Source organism: Microcoleus sp. B3-A4, assembly GCF_036705385.1.
GTDB lineage: Bacteria > Cyanobacteriota > Cyanobacteriia > Cyanobacteriales > Microcoleaceae > Microcoleus.
Genome location: NZ_JAUBUI010000107.1, coordinates 1 through 16,963, shown reverse-complemented (window position 1 = coordinate 16,963; position 16,963 = coordinate 1). Strand labels below are relative to the sequence as shown.

The 16,963-nt window shown below is 42.9% G+C and carries 10 protein-coding genes, 1 other RNA gene and 2 pseudogenes; 7 read left to right on the top strand and 6 right to left on the bottom strand.

Features of this window, described 5'->3' with window-relative positions; all coding sequences use genetic code 11:
* A partial coding sequence (locus QUB33_RS26325; protein ID WP_333356520.1) for an ISAs1 family transposase occupies window positions 1–254 on the top strand: 254 nt, incomplete at its 5' end.
* A 167-nt stretch (window positions 255–421) separates the two neighbouring features.
* On the opposite strand, the gene QUB33_RS26320 is transcribed toward QUB33_RS26325, so the two are convergent.
* Both QUB33_RS26320 and QUB33_RS26315 read right to left on the bottom strand, forming a co-directional pair.
* Window positions 422–1,708 (bottom strand): acyltransferase, encoded by a 1,287-nt coding sequence (locus tag QUB33_RS26320; protein ID WP_333356517.1) that lies wholly within the window; start codon window positions 1,706–1,708, stop codon window positions 422–424.
* Between the two features lie 351 nt (window positions 1,709–2,059).
* Window positions 2,060–2,888, bottom strand: a pseudogene (locus QUB33_RS26315) (IS5 family transposase).
* Window positions 2,889–3,146: 258 nt separating this feature from the next.
* On the opposite strand from QUB33_RS26315, the gene galT reads away from it, so the two are divergent.
* Entirely contained in the window at window positions 3,147–4,232 is a 1,086-nt protein-coding gene (gene galT, locus QUB33_RS26310) for a galactose-1-phosphate uridylyltransferase (RefSeq protein WP_333356515.1), read from the top strand.
* Between the two features lie 29 nt (window positions 4,233–4,261).
* On the top strand, window positions 4,262–5,386 hold the full coding sequence (locus QUB33_RS26305) for a M24 family metallopeptidase (protein WP_333356512.1): 1,125 nt from the start codon (window positions 4,262–4,264) through the stop codon (window positions 5,384–5,386).
* A gap of 314 nt (window positions 5,387–5,700) precedes the next feature.
* Here the strand turns inward: QUB33_RS26305 and ssrS are convergent.
* Window positions 5,701–5,888, bottom strand: a non-coding RNA gene (ssrS, locus tag QUB33_RS26300) — 6S RNA.
* A 50-nt stretch (window positions 5,889–5,938) separates the two neighbouring features.
* Window positions 5,939–7,201 (bottom strand): 5-(carboxyamino)imidazole ribonucleotide synthase, encoded by a 1,263-nt coding sequence (locus tag QUB33_RS26295; RefSeq protein ID WP_333356509.1) that lies wholly within the window; start codon window positions 7,199–7,201, stop codon window positions 5,939–5,941.
* Between the two features lie 338 nt (window positions 7,202–7,539).
* On the opposite strand from QUB33_RS26295, the gene purD reads away from it, so the two are divergent.
* Together purD and QUB33_RS26285 are read left to right on the top strand one after the other, a co-directional pair.
* Window positions 7,540–8,820, top strand: a complete 1,281-nt coding sequence (gene purD, locus QUB33_RS26290; RefSeq protein ID WP_333356506.1) for a phosphoribosylamine--glycine ligase — start codon at window positions 7,540–7,542, stop codon at window positions 8,818–8,820.
* 170 nt (window positions 8,821–8,990) lie between these two features.
* Window positions 8,991–11,156: an ATP-binding protein gene (locus QUB33_RS26285; RefSeq protein ID WP_333356501.1), complete on the top strand. Its 2,166-nt coding sequence runs from the start codon at window positions 8,991–8,993 to the stop codon at window positions 11,154–11,156.
* Between the two features lie 120 nt (window positions 11,157–11,276).
* On the opposite strand, the gene QUB33_RS26280 is transcribed toward QUB33_RS26285, so the two are convergent.
* Window positions 11,277–12,632: an O-antigen ligase family protein gene (locus QUB33_RS26280; RefSeq protein WP_333356498.1), complete on the bottom strand. Its 1,356-nt coding sequence runs from the start codon at window positions 12,630–12,632 to the stop codon at window positions 11,277–11,279.
* A gap of 34 nt (window positions 12,633–12,666) precedes the next feature.
* Here QUB33_RS26280 and QUB33_RS26275 point away from each other — a divergent pair, with 34 nt between their 5' ends.
* Both QUB33_RS26275 and QUB33_RS26270 read left to right on the top strand, forming a co-directional pair.
* Window positions 12,667–14,097, top strand: coding sequence for an SLBB domain-containing protein (locus QUB33_RS26275; protein ID WP_333356495.1), 1,431 nt, complete (start codon window positions 12,667–12,669; stop codon window positions 14,095–14,097).
* A 21-nt stretch (window positions 14,098–14,118) separates the two neighbouring features.
* Window positions 14,119–16,350 carry a polysaccharide biosynthesis tyrosine autokinase gene (locus tag QUB33_RS26270; RefSeq protein ID WP_333356491.1) on the top strand — a complete coding sequence of 744 codons (2,232 nt, stop codon included), beginning with the start codon at window positions 14,119–14,121 and terminating at the stop codon, window positions 16,348–16,350.
* A 174-nt stretch (window positions 16,351–16,524) separates the two neighbouring features.
* On the opposite strand, the pseudogene QUB33_RS26265 reads toward QUB33_RS26270, so the two are convergent.
* Window positions 16,525–16,881: pseudogene (locus QUB33_RS26265) on the bottom strand (ISAs1 family transposase); the annotation flags it as partial.
* Between the last annotated feature and the right edge of the window lie 82 nt (window positions 16,882–16,963).

Below are 16,963 nucleotides of genomic sequence, written 5' to 3'. Positions count from 1 at the left end.
TTGGTCGTGCCATTCGTCAACATTGGACGATTGAAAACCAAGTTCATTGGACTTTAGATGTCACGTTCCATGAGGATAAATGTCGGATTCGTTCAGGTCATAGTCCTCGTAATTTTGCCATCCTGAGACGGATAGCACTTAACGCTCTTAATCAGGAGAAAACCTTGCAGCGTAGTCTTCGTCAAAAAATTAAACAGGCTTCTATGAATAATGATTATATGATGACTGTTATCAACTCCTTTTGTAAAGCTTGATTGAGATGCTCTTACCCTGACTTTTGTACTTGTTCGTAATTCATCTTATGGGAGCTAATTATTTCTTTTATTTTACCTAGAACGCGCGCACTTTCGCAAGAGGTCTAATGTGGTCTCAAAAAAACTTGACTGTGGTTCCAAACGATTATGATTGCGGTCTACAACAACTAGGAATTAAATAGCAAAGACCACTTTTGAAGTAGATATGATTTGAGGTTAAATAGCCAACAACCTAGAGACAAAGTTAGGGAGGAAAAGATTAGAAGAATTATCAAATATAAAAGGCAGACTATGAGATAGCTGGCGGTGGAGCTTAAAAATTGCAGTGAAGGCTTAATCAATAAAGTTAGGAAATAGCTTAATACTATGCTGTGGACTAGGTATGCTTCGTAAGTTCCATTACTGATTAAATCAAGCCACGCCTTACTCTTGCTCTTTAACAAACCATCAACTAGAAATACGAGGTTTAGAGAAATAATAAAAATTCCAATGCCTATAAAGGCATCAGAGATAAAGAGACCGACAGGGAGATCATGATCTCTAAAGTGTATTGCAGTGTACTTCAAAGAAAGAAAAATGCCTAAACATTCTAGGAAAATTCCCAAGATGATTGCCTTAGGTTTTTGAAATACGGTAAACGCATCAACAGAACGTTCATGAGTAAACCAGTGTTTTGCGATCGCCATTCCAAAACAAAACTCAAACAATCTAGTTAAAGCAATTCCTCCAGGGGCAAGTCCTCCATAGCCAAACCCTAAAATTTTATCAAACGCCAGTAACGATGTAGTGATAATAATTGCGCTGCTCACTGTTTTAACCAGTAGGCTAAGAAGTAAAAAGTTTTTTATAGATAGCTTTTTAAGAAAATAGAAGAGGAATGGAAAGAGTAAGTAAAGTTGCAAAAGAATAGGGATGTACCAGGTTGCAGGAATAACATCAAGAAATATGGCACCTTTTACATAGGTTTTAAGTAATCCTAGAAAGCTGGAATACTCAAAGAAGTTTAGGAGAAGATAAATTGCTAAAATGAGCCAATATGATGGATATAACCTGATGAATCTTTTCTTAATAAAACCAAACCAACGGATGCTATCAGTCTTCTTTTCCACAAGAAGCGCGGAGAGGGTTAATCCGAAACCGCTTAGAATGAAAAAAAGATGAACTGCTTGATAACCTAGTCCAAATACAAAGTTAAAAAAGTTAAATAAGAGGTGATCCCCGCTATTACTAGGAAACAGAAAAAGGCTGTCAAAACCACATCGATACAAAGAGTCACCTTTAATGCCTAGACATTCATCAGCTAGATTGCTCAGGTTTTTAGTAACATTGCTTGCATTAGGTAAAATTCCTCCTACCCACAAGTGGCAGGCAAAAACTCCTAAACAAGCGAATAGGCGCAAATAGTCTAGATAAATAATTTTCTTAGGAGTGGGCAAATTACTAGGCGGTTGCATCAATTTCCTTAATTAACTCTAATAGTAGTGAATCGAATCATTATTAGATTAACCACCCTGTGTAGTCGCTGATACTGTTGGCGAATGTAATACATATTTGTATTTTCACGTATTACGAAAGGCTCAAACCTTCAATCTGTTGTGGCGGCTTTTAGTTGTAACACTTTTGTTTGTCTGTTTGTAATACTTTCGCCAACAGTATCCATTGCTACTCAAACCCTATCTATAATTCGTTCCAACTTCGCCTCATGCCAAATTTAGCACAACTGCTGGCACGTTGTCAACCAAACACGGGCGATCGCTACCTTCCAACCAGGACAATAGACCTCTTGCGAAAGTCTTAGGAGATCGCTAGTTTGTCTTCCAAGAAAGTTCATAATTATAAATACCAGCGATCAAATTAAATCTTAATCCGAAGCGTTTTCTTCGATTCCGATACCTTGAGGAAAGTATTCTAAATATATTTAAAGTTCGATGTATGTTTTCAATAATAATTCTGTCTTTTGCTAGTTGCCGATTGCAAAGTTTTTCGGCTGGACTCAGTTTTTTGTTTTTGATTTTTTTGAGCGGTGTTCTACTATTAGTATGAATCTTTTTAATTCCTTGATAACCTTTATCACCTAAAAATTCAAGTTCTTTATTCATCCGAACTTTGCTTTTTTTAAACAAACTAAAATCATGCGTTTTCCCTTTACTAAAAGCTGTACATATTATTTCTCCAGTTTTTTTGTTGGCTAAAACTTGCGATTTTATTGTATGATATTTTTGCTTGCCACTATAATATTTCTTTTGCTTTTTTTGGGGACGCTCTATTTCATGCTCTGACACATCTACCGCTACACTTTCTATCTCATTTTGACTTAGACAAAGGTTTTTTTACCAGGTAAATTAAATAAACCTGATTGGATTAAAACTTTCTTAGTTCTAATTACAATTTTATAAGCACTTGATTCATTAATACCCCATTTAATTCCCAGATAAAAATAGGATATTGTCGCAAATAGGATAATGTCATTAATATTTGGTCTTCTACGCACAATTTACTTGGTCTTCCTAATCTTTTTTGAAATATTTTTTCCGCTTTGACTATTTTTACCATCTCTTTGAATGTCTCTTGATTTACTCCACAGTAGCGTTTAAAGCCTTTGGGGGTTAACTTTTGTAATTGTTCGTAATTCATATTATTAAGCTAATTTTTTCTTTTGTTTTACCAAAGCGATCGCACTTTCGCAAGAGGTCTATTAGTCCTCATAGCGAGCTCTTTAGCTAAAAACCCCGTGGGTTTCCACCCCTGGGGGACTTGCGGACGGTCGGCTGACGTTGGTACTGCAAAGTAAACTTGTTAAAATAATTTGCGACTTTAGGTAGGGGCGGATGCTCAAAGCACGAAGTTATACTCCTAACATATATTAAACGCGATCGCCCGCCCCTACAAAAAATGTACGCCCAAACATTGCTAAAACCAGACGGCCGCCCACTCACACTGTACAGTCGCTACCCAATCCCAGAAGGTATCGCGGCCGTAAGTCCCAGCAATGAACCAGTAGAGGCAAACCCCCACTTTCGCTGGCATCCTTTGCGGGGGGAATGGGTAGCATACGCCAGCCACCGTCAGGGAAGAACTTTCATGCCGCCGCCGGAATACAACCCGCTGGCAGCTACAATTAATCCTAAGTTTCCGACAGAATTGCCGCCGGGAGAGTACGATGTAGCAGTTTTTGACAACCGCTTTCCCTCGATGACTGTACAAGCAAAAAATGCACCTGCAAATATTGTCGAAACTTTGCCCGCCAAGGGCATTTGCGAAGTCGTTGTTTTCACTCAAGATCCGCTAGCTTCTTTGGGTTCTTTGGAGTTATCTCACTTGGAATTGCTGTTAGAAGTATGGGCTGATCGCACTTCAGTTATTGGCAGCAATCCCGAAATTCAATACGTCTTGCCCTTTGAAAATCGCGGCGTCGAAGTCGGAGTAACTTTGCACCATCCCCACGGTCAAATTTACGCTTATCCGTTCGTGCCACCGGTGCCGGCACGGATGTTAGAATGTCAATCGGTTTATTATCAAAAAAACAGTAGCGGTTTGCTGCAAGATTTGATTCAAAAAGAGATTTCCGACAAACAGCGAATTATTTATTTAGATGAAGAGGCGATCGCCTTTGTCCCCGCTTGTGCCCGCTACCCTTACGAAGTGTGGATTGCCCCGATCGCCCCCGCTGCTACATTTATCGATTTGACGGAAAAACAGCGTCAATCACTCGCTAAGGCCTTAAAAACAGTCACCCTCAAATATGACGGTTTGTGGCATCGCCCGTTCCCTTATTTGATGGCTTGGTTTCAAGGACCCACAGACGGGAAACCCCATCCAGAAGCGCATTTGCACGCCCAATTTTATCCGCCCTATAGATCGAGCGAACGGCTAAAATACCTAGCAGGAACCGAACTCGCCGCCGGAATGTTTGCCAACGACGCTTTACCCGAAGAAAAAGCTAAAGAATTGCAAGCCGTATCGGTCAATCTATCTTAGATTTTAGATTTTAGATTTTGGGTCAATATATGATAAACTCCTTCAACAAAGAAGTCGAGATAAAACTCGAATTCATCCGCAAAGCCTTAACCGAAACAGGAGCGATCGCCCTTCGCTTGCGAGGCACTGACTGGTTTGCCTGGGCCACAGCCGGCGGTTCCCATACAGTATTGCTAACGGCAGAAACCGGAGTTGCAGAAATATTAATTACTGCCGAAAACGCTTGGGTTCTCACCGATGAAATCGAAGCTCAACGCTTGCAAGACGAGGAATTGCCAGCCAACTTTCAAATGCACATCTATCCTTGGGCTGATGTTGCACAGCGCGAAGCTTTCGTCAAAGAAATTACTGGTGACGGTAACGTCATGAGCGATCGGCCAATCTATCCCAAAGAAACGCCAATAATCGCATCTTTACAGTCTCGCAAACAGACAATGATGTTAAGCGAATTAGAGCGATATCGGCGAGTCGGGCGTTTAGCCAGCGAAGCGATGACAGAGGTACTTTCTGCAGCCAAACCAACATGGACAGAATATCAGCTAGCGGGAGCCGGTGCAGAGGCTTTGTGGGCGAGAGGTTTGCATCCAGCCCTGACATTAGTTGCTGGAGAAAGGCGTTTACCAATGTACCGCCACGCCACAGCTACCGCCGAACAAATTGGACGACAAGCAATGTTAGTATTTTGCGCCCGGGGATGGGGTTTGTATGCAAATTTAACCAGATTTGTCTGTTTCGATTTTCTTGGGGAAAAGTATTCAGAGTTGCACCGACAAGTCAGGGAAATTGAAGCAGCGGCGCTAAATTTGTGTCGGTCTGGAGTAACGCTGAATGCGGTTTATGATACGCTTAAAACTGCTTACGAAGAGCACGGATATCCTCAAGCAATTGCGGAACACCATCAAGGCGGAACTACCGGATATTTGGCGCGGGAAATTGTGGCGAATCCGGCTACTTCAGATATTTTGGCAGAAAATATGGCTGTGGCTTGGAATCCCAGTTTGTCGGGGGCAAAAATTGAGGATACGTTTTTAATTCACAGCGATGGAACGTTGGAAAATTTGACTTTTGATCCGAATTGGCCGAGTGTAGAAGTAGCGGGAAGGTTGCGGCCAGTACCGCTGGAAATATGGCACGATCTACCGTCGTCAATTTAACTTATCGCTTTATTTTTATCTCAGGCGCGATCGACAAGTCATGTCAATTCCGGTTGCACTCCTCATGATTGCTTGACGAGTGACTCTCAGTCGAAAAAGTGAATGATTGTTAAGTGTTGACTGTGGGCTCTATTCTATTATTCCTTCCGATGCCACCGACAACGATCTCATTGCTAAGGCATTATTTAGAATGAAATAGCCCTGCGTAGAGGAGTTTAGGCACAACTTGAAGATGTAGTATGAGTAAAGGCGTTTATCTCAAAAAAAAATAGGCTAGCCATATTTCACAGCGCCTATCTCAATTACAATTTTAATGGTTCCCCGCAACGCCGTCTTACCTCAGCTTTTGACCTGGTATTTTACCAGGTGGGTACCGTTGGCTCGGACTTAAAGTTTCTGGGTACAAGCCCAGTTTACTGCTGTCCAAACATCTTGATTCCCGAGAGTTAAGAGTTATAGATCAAAAAAACATTATTGGCAGTCACCAACGTCGCAGTAGAACCTTTATTTAATATATACCAACTAACCAGATTTTGGCAACCTTCGAGCAATTTAACTTGCATACCAGATGGATTCTACGGTTTGAGCGAGATCCTCTGCTGACCATCGCCCCTGAGCCACCAAGTCCGCGTCGAGCACAACTGTAACGTGACCGAGTTTGCGGCCGGGACGCGATACTTCTTTACCATACCAATGTACAAAAGCACCGCTAATTTGTGCCAGTTGTTTTCTTTTTGCTAAATAATCGGACTGGGCCGACTCGTAGCCTAGCAAATTTACCATGACAGCGCCTGCACATTTCATATCCGAATTGCCTAAGGGCAGTTGACAAACTGCGCGCAAATGCTGTTCAAATTGTGAAGTTTCGCAGGCATCAATGGTAAAATGTCCCGAGTTGTGAGTGCGGGGTGCAATTTCATTGACTAACAGCTTATTATCGGCGGTTAAAAATAATTCAATGCCGAATACGCCGACAGCTTGCAAACTGTTGAGGAGAGTGCGGGCGATCGCGCACGCTTCAGTTTTCACATCTAAACTAATATCAGCGGGCGCAATCACCAGATGACAAACCTGATTTTGCTGCTGAGTTTCCACTATCGGATAAATCGCAATTTCCCCACTAGCCGATCGAGCCGCAATCACTGCCAATTCGCGATCGAACGGCACAAACTCTTCCACTAGCAAAGAGTGACCTTGGAGTTTAGCACGAATTGACTCCAAACTCCCCCGATCGTTAACAATAAAAGTACCTTGGCCGTCATAACCGTGGCGGCGAACTTTGACGACAAAGGGAAAGTCGATCGATCCAGCATCCGAGTCTCCTTCCATCTGCACGCTGTCTGAAACAGAAATTGCCGGAAAGTCGATCGCCACCGCCTTAAACAATTCTGGGGGCAAATCCGCGCTGCAATCCCATTCCCAAAACCTCGGAGTTGGCAAACCCAAACCTTGTAAATAACAGCGCTGAACGTACTTGTCCAACAAAGGAGAAAGCGACGACAAACTCGGCTGAAATAACACACCTTGCTGTTCTAGCGGCCGCAAACCATCCAAATCCACAAACTCATTTTCAAAAGTAATAACATCGCAGCCAGCCGCCAATTGAGCCGTAGCCAAAACATCATCAACAGCAGCCAAAACAACACCAGCAGCAACAGAAACTGCCGGATCAGTAGCGTGGGGAGTTTGTACTACCAATTCAATACCTAGCGCCCTAGCAGCATCCCCCATCATCGAAGCTAGCTGGCCGCCGCCGACAACGCCCACCCGCTTAAATTGGGCAGACGAACTCGCAGCGGTTTGATTTGATTTCATGTGAGTAAAAATTCGCAGAGTCAACCTGCCTATCTTATCGCTATTTGGCCCTGGCTCTATTGCAGTAATTGAAGAGTTAAAAGCCAGAAAAGAGTTTTAATTGCAGGATTAAATCGAGGCAGAACCCATAAAAATTGGGCAGCTAAAGTCTTTAATTATTGCACGTTCCCAGCCATTGAGAAACAGCGGTCGAAGCCCGCTCCTCCAGAAAAGTGCCACATCTAGCAATTCCCTAGCGCCAAGCATGGCATAATTGACAGCACTGCAAAAAGCAGATAGACAGATGCCAACACTGAAAATCAGACATTCAGGAAACAAAATTTATAGGTGAGGATACTGTGAAAGTTTTAGTTGTGGGAAACGGAGGGCGCGAACACGCCATCGCAAAAAAACTGCTAGAATCTACGCGGATTAAACAAGTATTCTGCGTACCGGGCAACGGCGGCACAGCTACGACCCCAGGCTGTCAAAATCTGTCGCTCAACATCGACGACTTCCAAGGCATCGAACGCTTTGTGATGGTCAACAACATCGGATTAGTCATCGTCGGCCCCGAATTGCCCCTATCGCTAGGCATCGCCGACTATTTCCAACAGAAAAAACTCATGATTTTCGGGCCCACCAAAGCCGGTGCCCAAATTGAATCCAGCAAATCCTGGGCCAAAGAATTGATGCTCCAAGCAGGCATCCCCACACCTAAAGCTGCCGTATTTACAGACGCAGAAGCAGCCAAAGCATACGTTCTGGAACAAGGAACCCCAATAGTCATCAAAGCAGACGGACTCGCATCAGGCAAAGGAGTCACCGTTGCCACCACCGTCAAAATGGCTCACAGCGCCATCAACACCATTTTCCGAGGCGAATTCGGCACCGACAACCTCCGAGTCGTCGTCGAAGAATTCTTAACAGGTCAAGAAGTCTCGATTCTCGCCCTCACCGACGGCATCACAGTGGAACCGTTGCTGCCGGCCCAAGACCACAAAGCTATCGGCGAAGGCGACCAGGGAGCCAACACCGGCGGTATGGGAGCCTACGCCCCAGCGCCCATTGTCACCCCGGAACTCATGGAAAGGATTCAAGAAGAAATTCTCGAACCCACCCTCGCAGCACTGCAAAAACGCAAAATCGACTACCGGGGTGTGCTCTACGCAGGTTTAATGATTACCCCCGACGGAGAACCCAAAGTCTTAGAATTCAACTGCCGTTTCGGAGATCCCGAAACTCAAGCGGTTTTGTCACTGCTGGAAACTCCTTTGGAAGATTTGGTGCTCGCCTGCTGTCAGCAGCGTCTCGGTGAATATTCTATTCGCTGGAAGTCGGGGGCCTCTGTTTGCGTAGTTTTGGCTTCTGGGGGCTATCCTGGGAGTTATCAAAAAGGCAAAGTTATTACAGGTATCGAGGAAGCTGAAGCCAAAGGAGCAGAAGTGTTTCACGCCGGCACTCAGTTGAAGCAGCAGCAGTTGGTGAGCGACGGCGGCCGGGTTTTGGGCGTCACTGCGACGGGAGAAACTTTGGAACAAGCTATCTCCAAAGCTTATGCAGCAGTTGATTGCATCCAATTTGAAGGCGTCTACTGCCGTCGGGACATCGGTCGCCGAGCTCTGGGCGATAAAAATTAGGAACTGCGACATCGGCCGCCATCCCAAAGCCAAGCAATCTCAATGTAGAAATGTAACAATGAAGTTTGGTATCTCTGCGGTGGCGGTAGCGGACAAGTCGCTGCAGAAAATTCGATCGGGAGCCAACTGAATTGATCTTGCTTTTAATATTGAACTGGTGAACAGGTGAAATGCTGGCCATACTAAACAAAATCGGAGAAATTATTGCCCGCTGGTGGTCGGATTTTACCCTCCAGACCCGCCTGATGGCCGCTGCTACCCTCGTAGTGTCGTTAATTATGAGCGGCCTGACATTCTGGGCCGTCAATACTATCCAGCAAGACGCCCGACTTAACGATACTCGCTACGGCCGCGACCTCGGTCTGCTGTTGGCGGCAAATGTGGCGCCGCTGATTGCCAAAAACGATCGCTCCGAAGTAGCCCGCTTTTCCCGCCAATTTTACAGCAGCACTTCCAGCGTCCGCTATATGCTTTACGCAGACGAAGCGGGGGATATTTTCCTGGGCATACCCTTTTCGGAATCCGAGGTGGAAACTTCCCTGACGCTGCGCCGCCAGATCAAACTTCCCGATAATTTTCTCGCCGATATTGAGGCGAGAAATTTAACTTCTTTGCCTTTGGTGCGGCAGCATTTGACGCCAGATGGAGAAGTTACCGATGTATTTGTGCCGTTAATTCATGAAGACAGATATTTGGGAGTTTTGGCGATCGGCATTAACCCAAATCCCGCAGCAGTTATCTCTTCAAATCTTACTAGGGATGTCACTTTAGCAGTATTTGTCACTATTTGGGTGATGGTAATTTTGGGAGCTGTCTTTAATGCCCTGACAATTACTCAGCCGATCAAACAATTAGTCTTTGGGGTCAAAAACATTGCCAGCGGCAATTTTAAGCAGCGAGTTGACCTGCCTTTAGGCGGAGAATTGGGCGAGTTGATCGGCAGTTTTAATGAAATGGCTCAGAAACTAGAAAGTTATGAAGAACAAAATATTGAAGAGCTGACAGCGGAAAAAGCTAAGTTAGAAACTTTGGTTTCAACGATTGCTGATGGCGCGCTTTTATTAGACGCAAATTTGCAGGTTATTTTAGTTAATCCGACGGGGATGCGGATTTTTGGGTGGCAAGGCAAAAAAGCGCTCGGAGTAAATGTTCTGAACATTTTGCCTTCGGAAGTGCAGCAGGAGTTGGCGAGACCTTTGCAGGAAATAGCTGCAGGCGATCGCGAAGGCGGCGAATTTCGCATCTCTATGAGCGAACCAGTTAACCGTACAATTCGGATTGTTTTAACTACAGTCATTCTGCACAAAGCGCCCGGGGCCGAACCGCTGTGCAAAAGCTGCATCCGCCATGAGGAAGATACCTGTACCGAACCACAACGCCCGGTAGCTGTAGAGTGTACTTTCTACGAGCAAACCTCCAAGCATCAAGGTTCCGGAAATTACCGAGAAAGTCTCAAAGGCATTGCAATGACAGTGCAGGACATCACTCGGGAAGTAGAACTCAATGAGGCTAAAAGCAATTTTATCAGCAATGTTTCTCACGAATTGAGAACACCTTTATTTAATATCAAATCTTTTATCGAGACTCTCCACGAGTACGGAGAAGACCTTCTAGAAAGCGAGCGGAGGGAATTCCTAGAAATTGCCAATCGAGAAACCGATCGACTAACTCGTTTAGTTAACGACGTGTTAGACTTGTCGCGACTGGAATCCTGCCGAGTTTATCACTTGGAGGCTGTTGACCTCCCGCAGGCTGTCGAACAAACCCTGCGGACTTATCAGTTAAATGCTAAGGATAAAGGCATTGAATTAGAGCAAGAAGTTGACCCGTATTTGCCGCCTGCTTTAGGTCATTACGATTTGTTACTGCAAGTATTTGCAAATTTAGTAGGAAATGCCTTAAAATTTACTCAGTCAGGCGGCAAAGTGGCCATTCGAGCGTATTTGCTAGAGCCGGAAGCGCCAACCCACAAAGACGGTCAATCCCTCAACCAAAACTTGTCACCGGATGCCAAGCATTTTCCGGTAGTGCGGATCGAAATTTCTGATACTGGAATTGGCATCGATCCTGAAGACCAACAAGCAATATTCGATCGCTTTTTCCGGGTAGAAAACCGAGTACACACTTTAGAAGGAACGGGATTAGGTCTTTCTATTGTCAGAAACATTATTGACAAGCACCACACTAAAATTAATTTAGTTAGCGAAGTTAATGTGGGTACGACTTTCTGGTTCGACTTGGCAGTTTATCAGCCGAAACAAACACTAGAGATGGAAAATTCTTGGCCAGTGGAAGTAACGGTGGAAAGTGAAACAATTGCAAGTCATATTAAGTGAACCCACTTAATTAAACGTAAAATGCGATCGGTGTTAAACCCCCGACTTCTTAAAGAAGTCGGGGAGATGCCTATTCTGTTTAAAGATTCTCCTAATAAGCCTGACCAAAGGCTGACATCATCAGTGTGGATTATCCTTAGCTGTCCTATCTAAGCTCAATTTTACCGATAAAACTATATACAAACACCAATAAGTACCAACCCCGAATATTCCCCCCTCTGTCAAATTGGTCATGAGCGTAAATGTTAATAAATACAAAGGCAAACCTGACTCTGGAAAACTTCCTTTAACTAGGTACTTTATACCTCTAAATATATTATTAAAAAATGACCCAATAAACAACAATAATCCAGCCCAACCCAGTTCGCAAAGTATTTCAAGAAAACCATTGTGAGAGTGGGGTGGCACAAAACCCGTTTTAGCTACTAAAATTCCGTAAGCGGGGTTGTCCATGCCACGCCAAGACTGCCAAAATCCTTGCACTCCATAACCAAATATGGGATTATTTTGATTAACTCTATCAATAATTAAAGGCCAAAAATCGGTTCTACCGGTTAAAGTCATATCTTTTTGCAAGCCATCCACAATAATAGCCTCTAAATTATTTAACACCAAAATACTTATACCTATACTACCGACCAAAAATAAGATAAAGCAGACAAAAGCCCATTTGACAGGTAATTTTTTTAAGAGTGCTAAATAACTCCACAAACTGATCAATACTACTGTCAAAATCCGACTAGCACCACTACAACCTTTTTGCAATCCTACTAAAGCTATTAAAATAATAAATAATGAGAAATATCGATACTTACGCTCCTTAAAAGCATATAAAATCCATAAAGAAGCTGTATTAGCCATTTGAAAAGAAAAAGGGTTTTTATGACCTAAAACTCCTGTCCAACAACCGTCCGGCGCTGCATTTGTTTTCACAAGTAACCATAAAGCTAATAAACCAGTTAGCCATCTCAATAATCCATAAATTTCTAACCAACTATACACTTTCCCTACATAAATAGAAACCAGTGTTATGGCCCACATCGCAAAAATAGCCCTAAAAGTAATTTCAGGAGTTTGTGACCACAAGCCCGATAAAGTCATGAGCAATAAAAATAAACCTAAAAAAATGTCTCCTGCTATCCATTTAATGGATATAGAAACTATTTTTTGGGTAGTTTTAGTTAAGCGGGGAAAAAGAATTAATATCATGGCTCCATAAATGGCACTTTGAGCAATCATTGTTGGGGGTGTAGTTTTTAAATTGTAGAAAACGTTAGGATGGAGTTTGGTAAAGGGCATGGCCATGATACCTGATCCACCAGTCATGGTAAAAAAAAGTATCCCCACAAAAATCTTTTCTAATCTGGCACCCAATTTGGGATGGCGTGCGACTAAAATATAAATAGTCACAAACACGATCACCGCTACACAAAACAACATCAACGCAAACATCGGCACCCTTAAAATATCTTTCATGGCTTTACCTCTATCATCAAATTTCTTACTACCTATGAAATGGCTTACCCTGCGTGCTTTACAACTGCCACTGCTGGCGCTGGTACTCACTCTCTCCTACCCTCAAACTAACCTCGCTCAGTCCCCTGCCCCCGCAATAAGCATTAATACTGACTACTATCTAGGTGGTGGAGACAATATTAGAATTGATATCTACGATCTGCCCCAGCTTAGTGGGGAGTATCAAATTCCCGCTGGGGGCGCTATTCAAATCCCGATTATTGGTAGTGTTTCCCTTCAAGGATTAACTTTAGAACAGGCAGCCCAAGTTATCACTAGAGCTTATGGCCGCGTTGTAAAAAGACCTTTAGTTACCCTCAGCTTACAAGCTGCCCGCCCGATCAATATTTGGTTATCTGGTGAAATAAGCCGTCCCGGCTCCTACTTATTGCCCCTAGCTAATGGAGGTGGCAACAGACCATCTGTTCAGTTTCCCACCCTTCCTCAAGCTTTAGAAAAAGCTGGGGGTATTCGAGCTAGCGCTGATATCCGCCGAGTAATTGTCCGACGTCGTGTCAAGGGTAACCAAGAAATAACTATCACTTATAACCTGTGGGATTATTTACAAACTGGTCAAACAAGCCAAGACATCACGTTGCGAGATGGAGATCAAATTTTGGTTCCCCCTCAAGAAACAATTAACTTAGTAGAAACAAATCAAGTTAGTGAATCTAATTTTTCTATACCAGCAGAGCAACCCCGTAGTGTCTCAGTATTCGGAGAGGTAAAGCGTCCCGGTAGATATGTAGCCATTGGTGGTGATACCCAAAATGGTCAAAGAACCAACGGACAGCCGACAATTATCCGTGCTCTACAACTAGCGGGTGGCATCACATCAATCGCCGATATTCGCCAAATCCAACTCCAACGTTATACTAGAAGTGGCAAACAACAAATCCGCACTATTAACCTCTGGCAATATTTGCAAGAACAAGATACCTCTCAAGATACTATACTACAAGATGGGGATATCATATTTGTCCCGACAGCAACGGTTATCGACCCAGGAGAAGTTTCTGTTCTAGCTACTGCTAGCTTTGCTCCGGGGACTGTGCAAGTGAGTGTTATCGGAGAAGTCAATACTCCGGGTGGGCTCAAATTACCTCCTAATACTACCTTAAATCAAGCTATTATGAGTGCGGGGGGTTTCAGACTAAGTCGCGCTAACTCTAGATCCGTGGAACTGATCAGGTTGAATCCTAATGGAACTATATCCCGATCGGAAGTAGCAATTAATTTGAATCAAGGAATCGATCCTCAAACCAACCCACTTATTCAAGATAATGACATAATTATAGTGGGACGCTCGAGGACTGCTACCTTGGTAGACACCATTACCACTGTTCTCACACCAGCTAGTAGTATTATTGGTGGAATTCTCGTTCCCACCCGACTAATAGAGCTACTCAGACTCTTAGGAAATTAGGAATTTCATAAAATTAGCCTTATGGATAAAAAGCTGTTTTCTCCCCTAAAGGATGATCTTAATGGTCACTATCTGTCCGCAGCCTCCCCTAACTACGTAGCTAGTACCCCAGAAGGAGATGACCAAGTCCTTGATATGGGATGGGTAGTAGCTGTCGTCAAACGTCGCCTTCTGGTGATGGCTATAGTAGCTGCCAGCATAGGTACTTTGACTGGTACTTTCGTGTTCAGGGCTGCCAAAAAATCTATTACTGAGTATGAAGGAAAATTTACAGTTTTAGCAGAACCGCTTACGACAGACGATCGGCTATCAAAGCTCTTAGTCCAAGCTCAAAGTAACGGTATAGGCATCACAGACTTGAACAGAATTAAGTCATCAGCGGAAGACGGTTCCTCGGTGGATTATCAAAGTTTAACGCGGGTTTTAAAAAGCCCCGAAGTGCTAATACCTTTAGTTAATAAATTGCAACAAAGATATCCAAATTTTGACTATAAAAATCTCAACAACCGCTTGACTATCCAACGTGTTACTTTCTTGCGAGATGGGAAGCAGGGGGGTACTAAACTCCTAGATATTAGCTACCGTGATCGAGACCCCAAGCGCATCAAATATGTGCTGGAAGAAATTGCCAAATATTACCGAGAATATATGGGCAAAGAGCGCTTAAGAGTTAGCAAACAAAGTATTGATTTTATCGCTAGACAAATGCCACCCCTCCAGCAGAAAGTAGATAACTTGCAGCAAGAATTACAAACCTTAAGAATTAAGTATAACTTTAATCAGCCAGAAGTACGCAGCCGCAGCCTATCAGATCAGCTAGATAGTGTAACTAATCGTCGCCTAGAAGTGCAAGTACAACTAGCAGAAAGTAGGCAGCAATATGAAAACTACAAAAAAAGATCTTTGAAGGGCGATAATCGTTGGATTGTTGATATTAGCCCCAAGTCTTATGAAAGTTTAATTAGCAAAATAACTGAAATAGAATCGCAATTAGCTTTAAGCTCTACTCAATTTTATGAAAATAGCCTTCCCATTCAATCTTTGCGGGAAAAGCAGCAAAGTTTGCGCGATTTAATGAAAACAGAAGCTGAGTCGGTCCTCTTTCAGATGAAATCACAACTAGAACAGTTGGAAGCTCGCGAGCGAGTGATAACTAATAGCCAAAATTTACTGCAAGCAAAAATTACTCAAATGCCCCAAGCTCAACGTCGCTATGATGACCTACAATTAAAACTAGAACTAGCTAAAGATACTCTCAAGCTGTTCATGGAAAAACAAAAAACTTTACAAATAGATGCGGGTCAAATTGATGACTCTTGGCAAATTATATCTAAACCACAGTTAGTCACAAACGAAAAAGGTGAGCTCGACCCAGTAACAGAAAAACAAACCCGCCGGCAGCTAGCGATCGCGCTCGTTATTAGCAGTTTACTAGGCATTGCTGTAGGTTTCCTAGTAGAAGTTTTAAATACTGTTTTCCATACTCCAGAAGAAATTAAATCAGCAACTAAACGGCCTCTTTTGGGAGCCATTCCGATCGCCAAAGCGATGAAAATTAAATCTCGTAGAGGTGAAAGTGTTCCCGCTCAATTCACTAGCATAACTTCAAATACTAACAGTGCAAGCTTAAAACGAATAATAGTTTCAAATTCTAAAGATTTTCCTGTGGTCGAGGCATTTCACTACTTATACACAAATATTCAGTTATTAAATGCGGAAAACCCGATAAGTTCTTTAACGATTACTTCGACAATGAAAGGTGAGGGTAAGTCCACTGTAGCAGTTTATTTAGCTAAAACTGCTTCTGCTGTGGGTAAACGAGTATTATTAGTGGATGCTAATATGCGTTCTCCTCAACTCCACACATACCTGGGTTTATCAAATCTGAAAGGTTTAAGTAATACTTTAAGTTCTGATTTAAGCTTAAATGAGGCTATTCAGCGATTGCCAGACGATGACAATCTTTTTGTCCTTACTGCTGGTACTATTCCCTCTGATCCCATTAAATTACTGTCTTCGAGAAAGATGCACTATTTAATGGAACAATTCCTAGCGTTATTTGATTTAGTCATTTACGATACACCACCTTTAATTGGTTTAGCAGATGGTCATTTACTAGCTTCTCAAACTGATGGTACCGTGCTGATAGTAAAAATAGAAAAAACCGATCGCGGTATGGTAAGCAAAGCCTTAGATCAACTAAACGTAGCTGATTTTAATGTATTGGGAGTAGTAGCTAATGGGGTTAAATAACGATCGCTAAAATGGAGTTAAATAGCCAAAAGAAGAAGTATAGTTATTTCAAATAAAAATGAGACACTAATTTGCACAATAAGCGCCAATAATCTCATCAAGAGATGTGGCAGAATGCGAATACATTATAGCTCTCTTTAATGCACTAAAATCATCAGGGTAAGAGCATCTCAATCAGCCTTGACAAAAGGATTTGAGAAGAAGCATCATGTATTCATCATTCATTGCAGCCCGTTTTCTTTTCTGTCGCAAGCTACGCTTGAGAGTAGTTTCTTGATTTACAGCATTCAGGGACATCCGTCTGATAACAGCCAAGTTTCGAGGGCTATTCAAGGATCGAATGCGAGATCGATCTTCATTGAAAGTGACATCTAAAACCCAATGTTCTTGATTTTCAATACTCCAATGTTGACGAATGACACGACCATTAAGCTGGGCATCTACGGGTAAGGAACTTAGGTAAAATTGTACTTCATGAGTGGTTTTGTTCCACAGATAACGGAAACGTTCTACTATAACAATAGTCTGAATATCTATTGGAGTTTAGACTAAGCACAAATTGACCCAGCTAATGCTGAGGGAAAAAAATGGTTAATCAGATGGTTGATCACAG

Coding starts and splice junctions, on each gene's coding strand:
- QUB33_RS26270 (WP_333356491.1), top strand. CDS start 14,119: ATGGATAAAAAGCTGTTTTCTCCCCTAAAGGATGATCTTAATGGTCAC.
- QUB33_RS26320 (WP_333356517.1), bottom strand. CDS start 1,708: ATGCAACCGCCTAGTAATTTGCCCACTCCTAAGAAAATTATTTATCTA.
- QUB33_RS26285 (WP_333356501.1), top strand. CDS start 8,991: ATGCTGGCCATACTAAACAAAATCGGAGAAATTATTGCCCGCTGGTGG.
- QUB33_RS26305 (WP_333356512.1), top strand. CDS start 4,262: ATGATAAACTCCTTCAACAAAGAAGTCGAGATAAAACTCGAATTCATC.
- QUB33_RS26280 (WP_333356498.1), bottom strand. CDS start 12,632: ATGAAAGATATTTTAAGGGTGCCGATGTTTGCGTTGATGTTGTTTTGT.
- QUB33_RS26295 (WP_333356509.1), bottom strand. CDS start 7,201: ATGAAATCAAATCAAACCGCTGCGAGTTCGTCTGCCCAATTTAAGCGG.
- QUB33_RS26275 (WP_333356495.1), top strand. CDS start 12,667: ATGAAATGGCTTACCCTGCGTGCTTTACAACTGCCACTGCTGGCGCTG.
- galT (WP_333356515.1), top strand. CDS start 3,147: ATGTACGCCCAAACATTGCTAAAACCAGACGGCCGCCCACTCACACTG.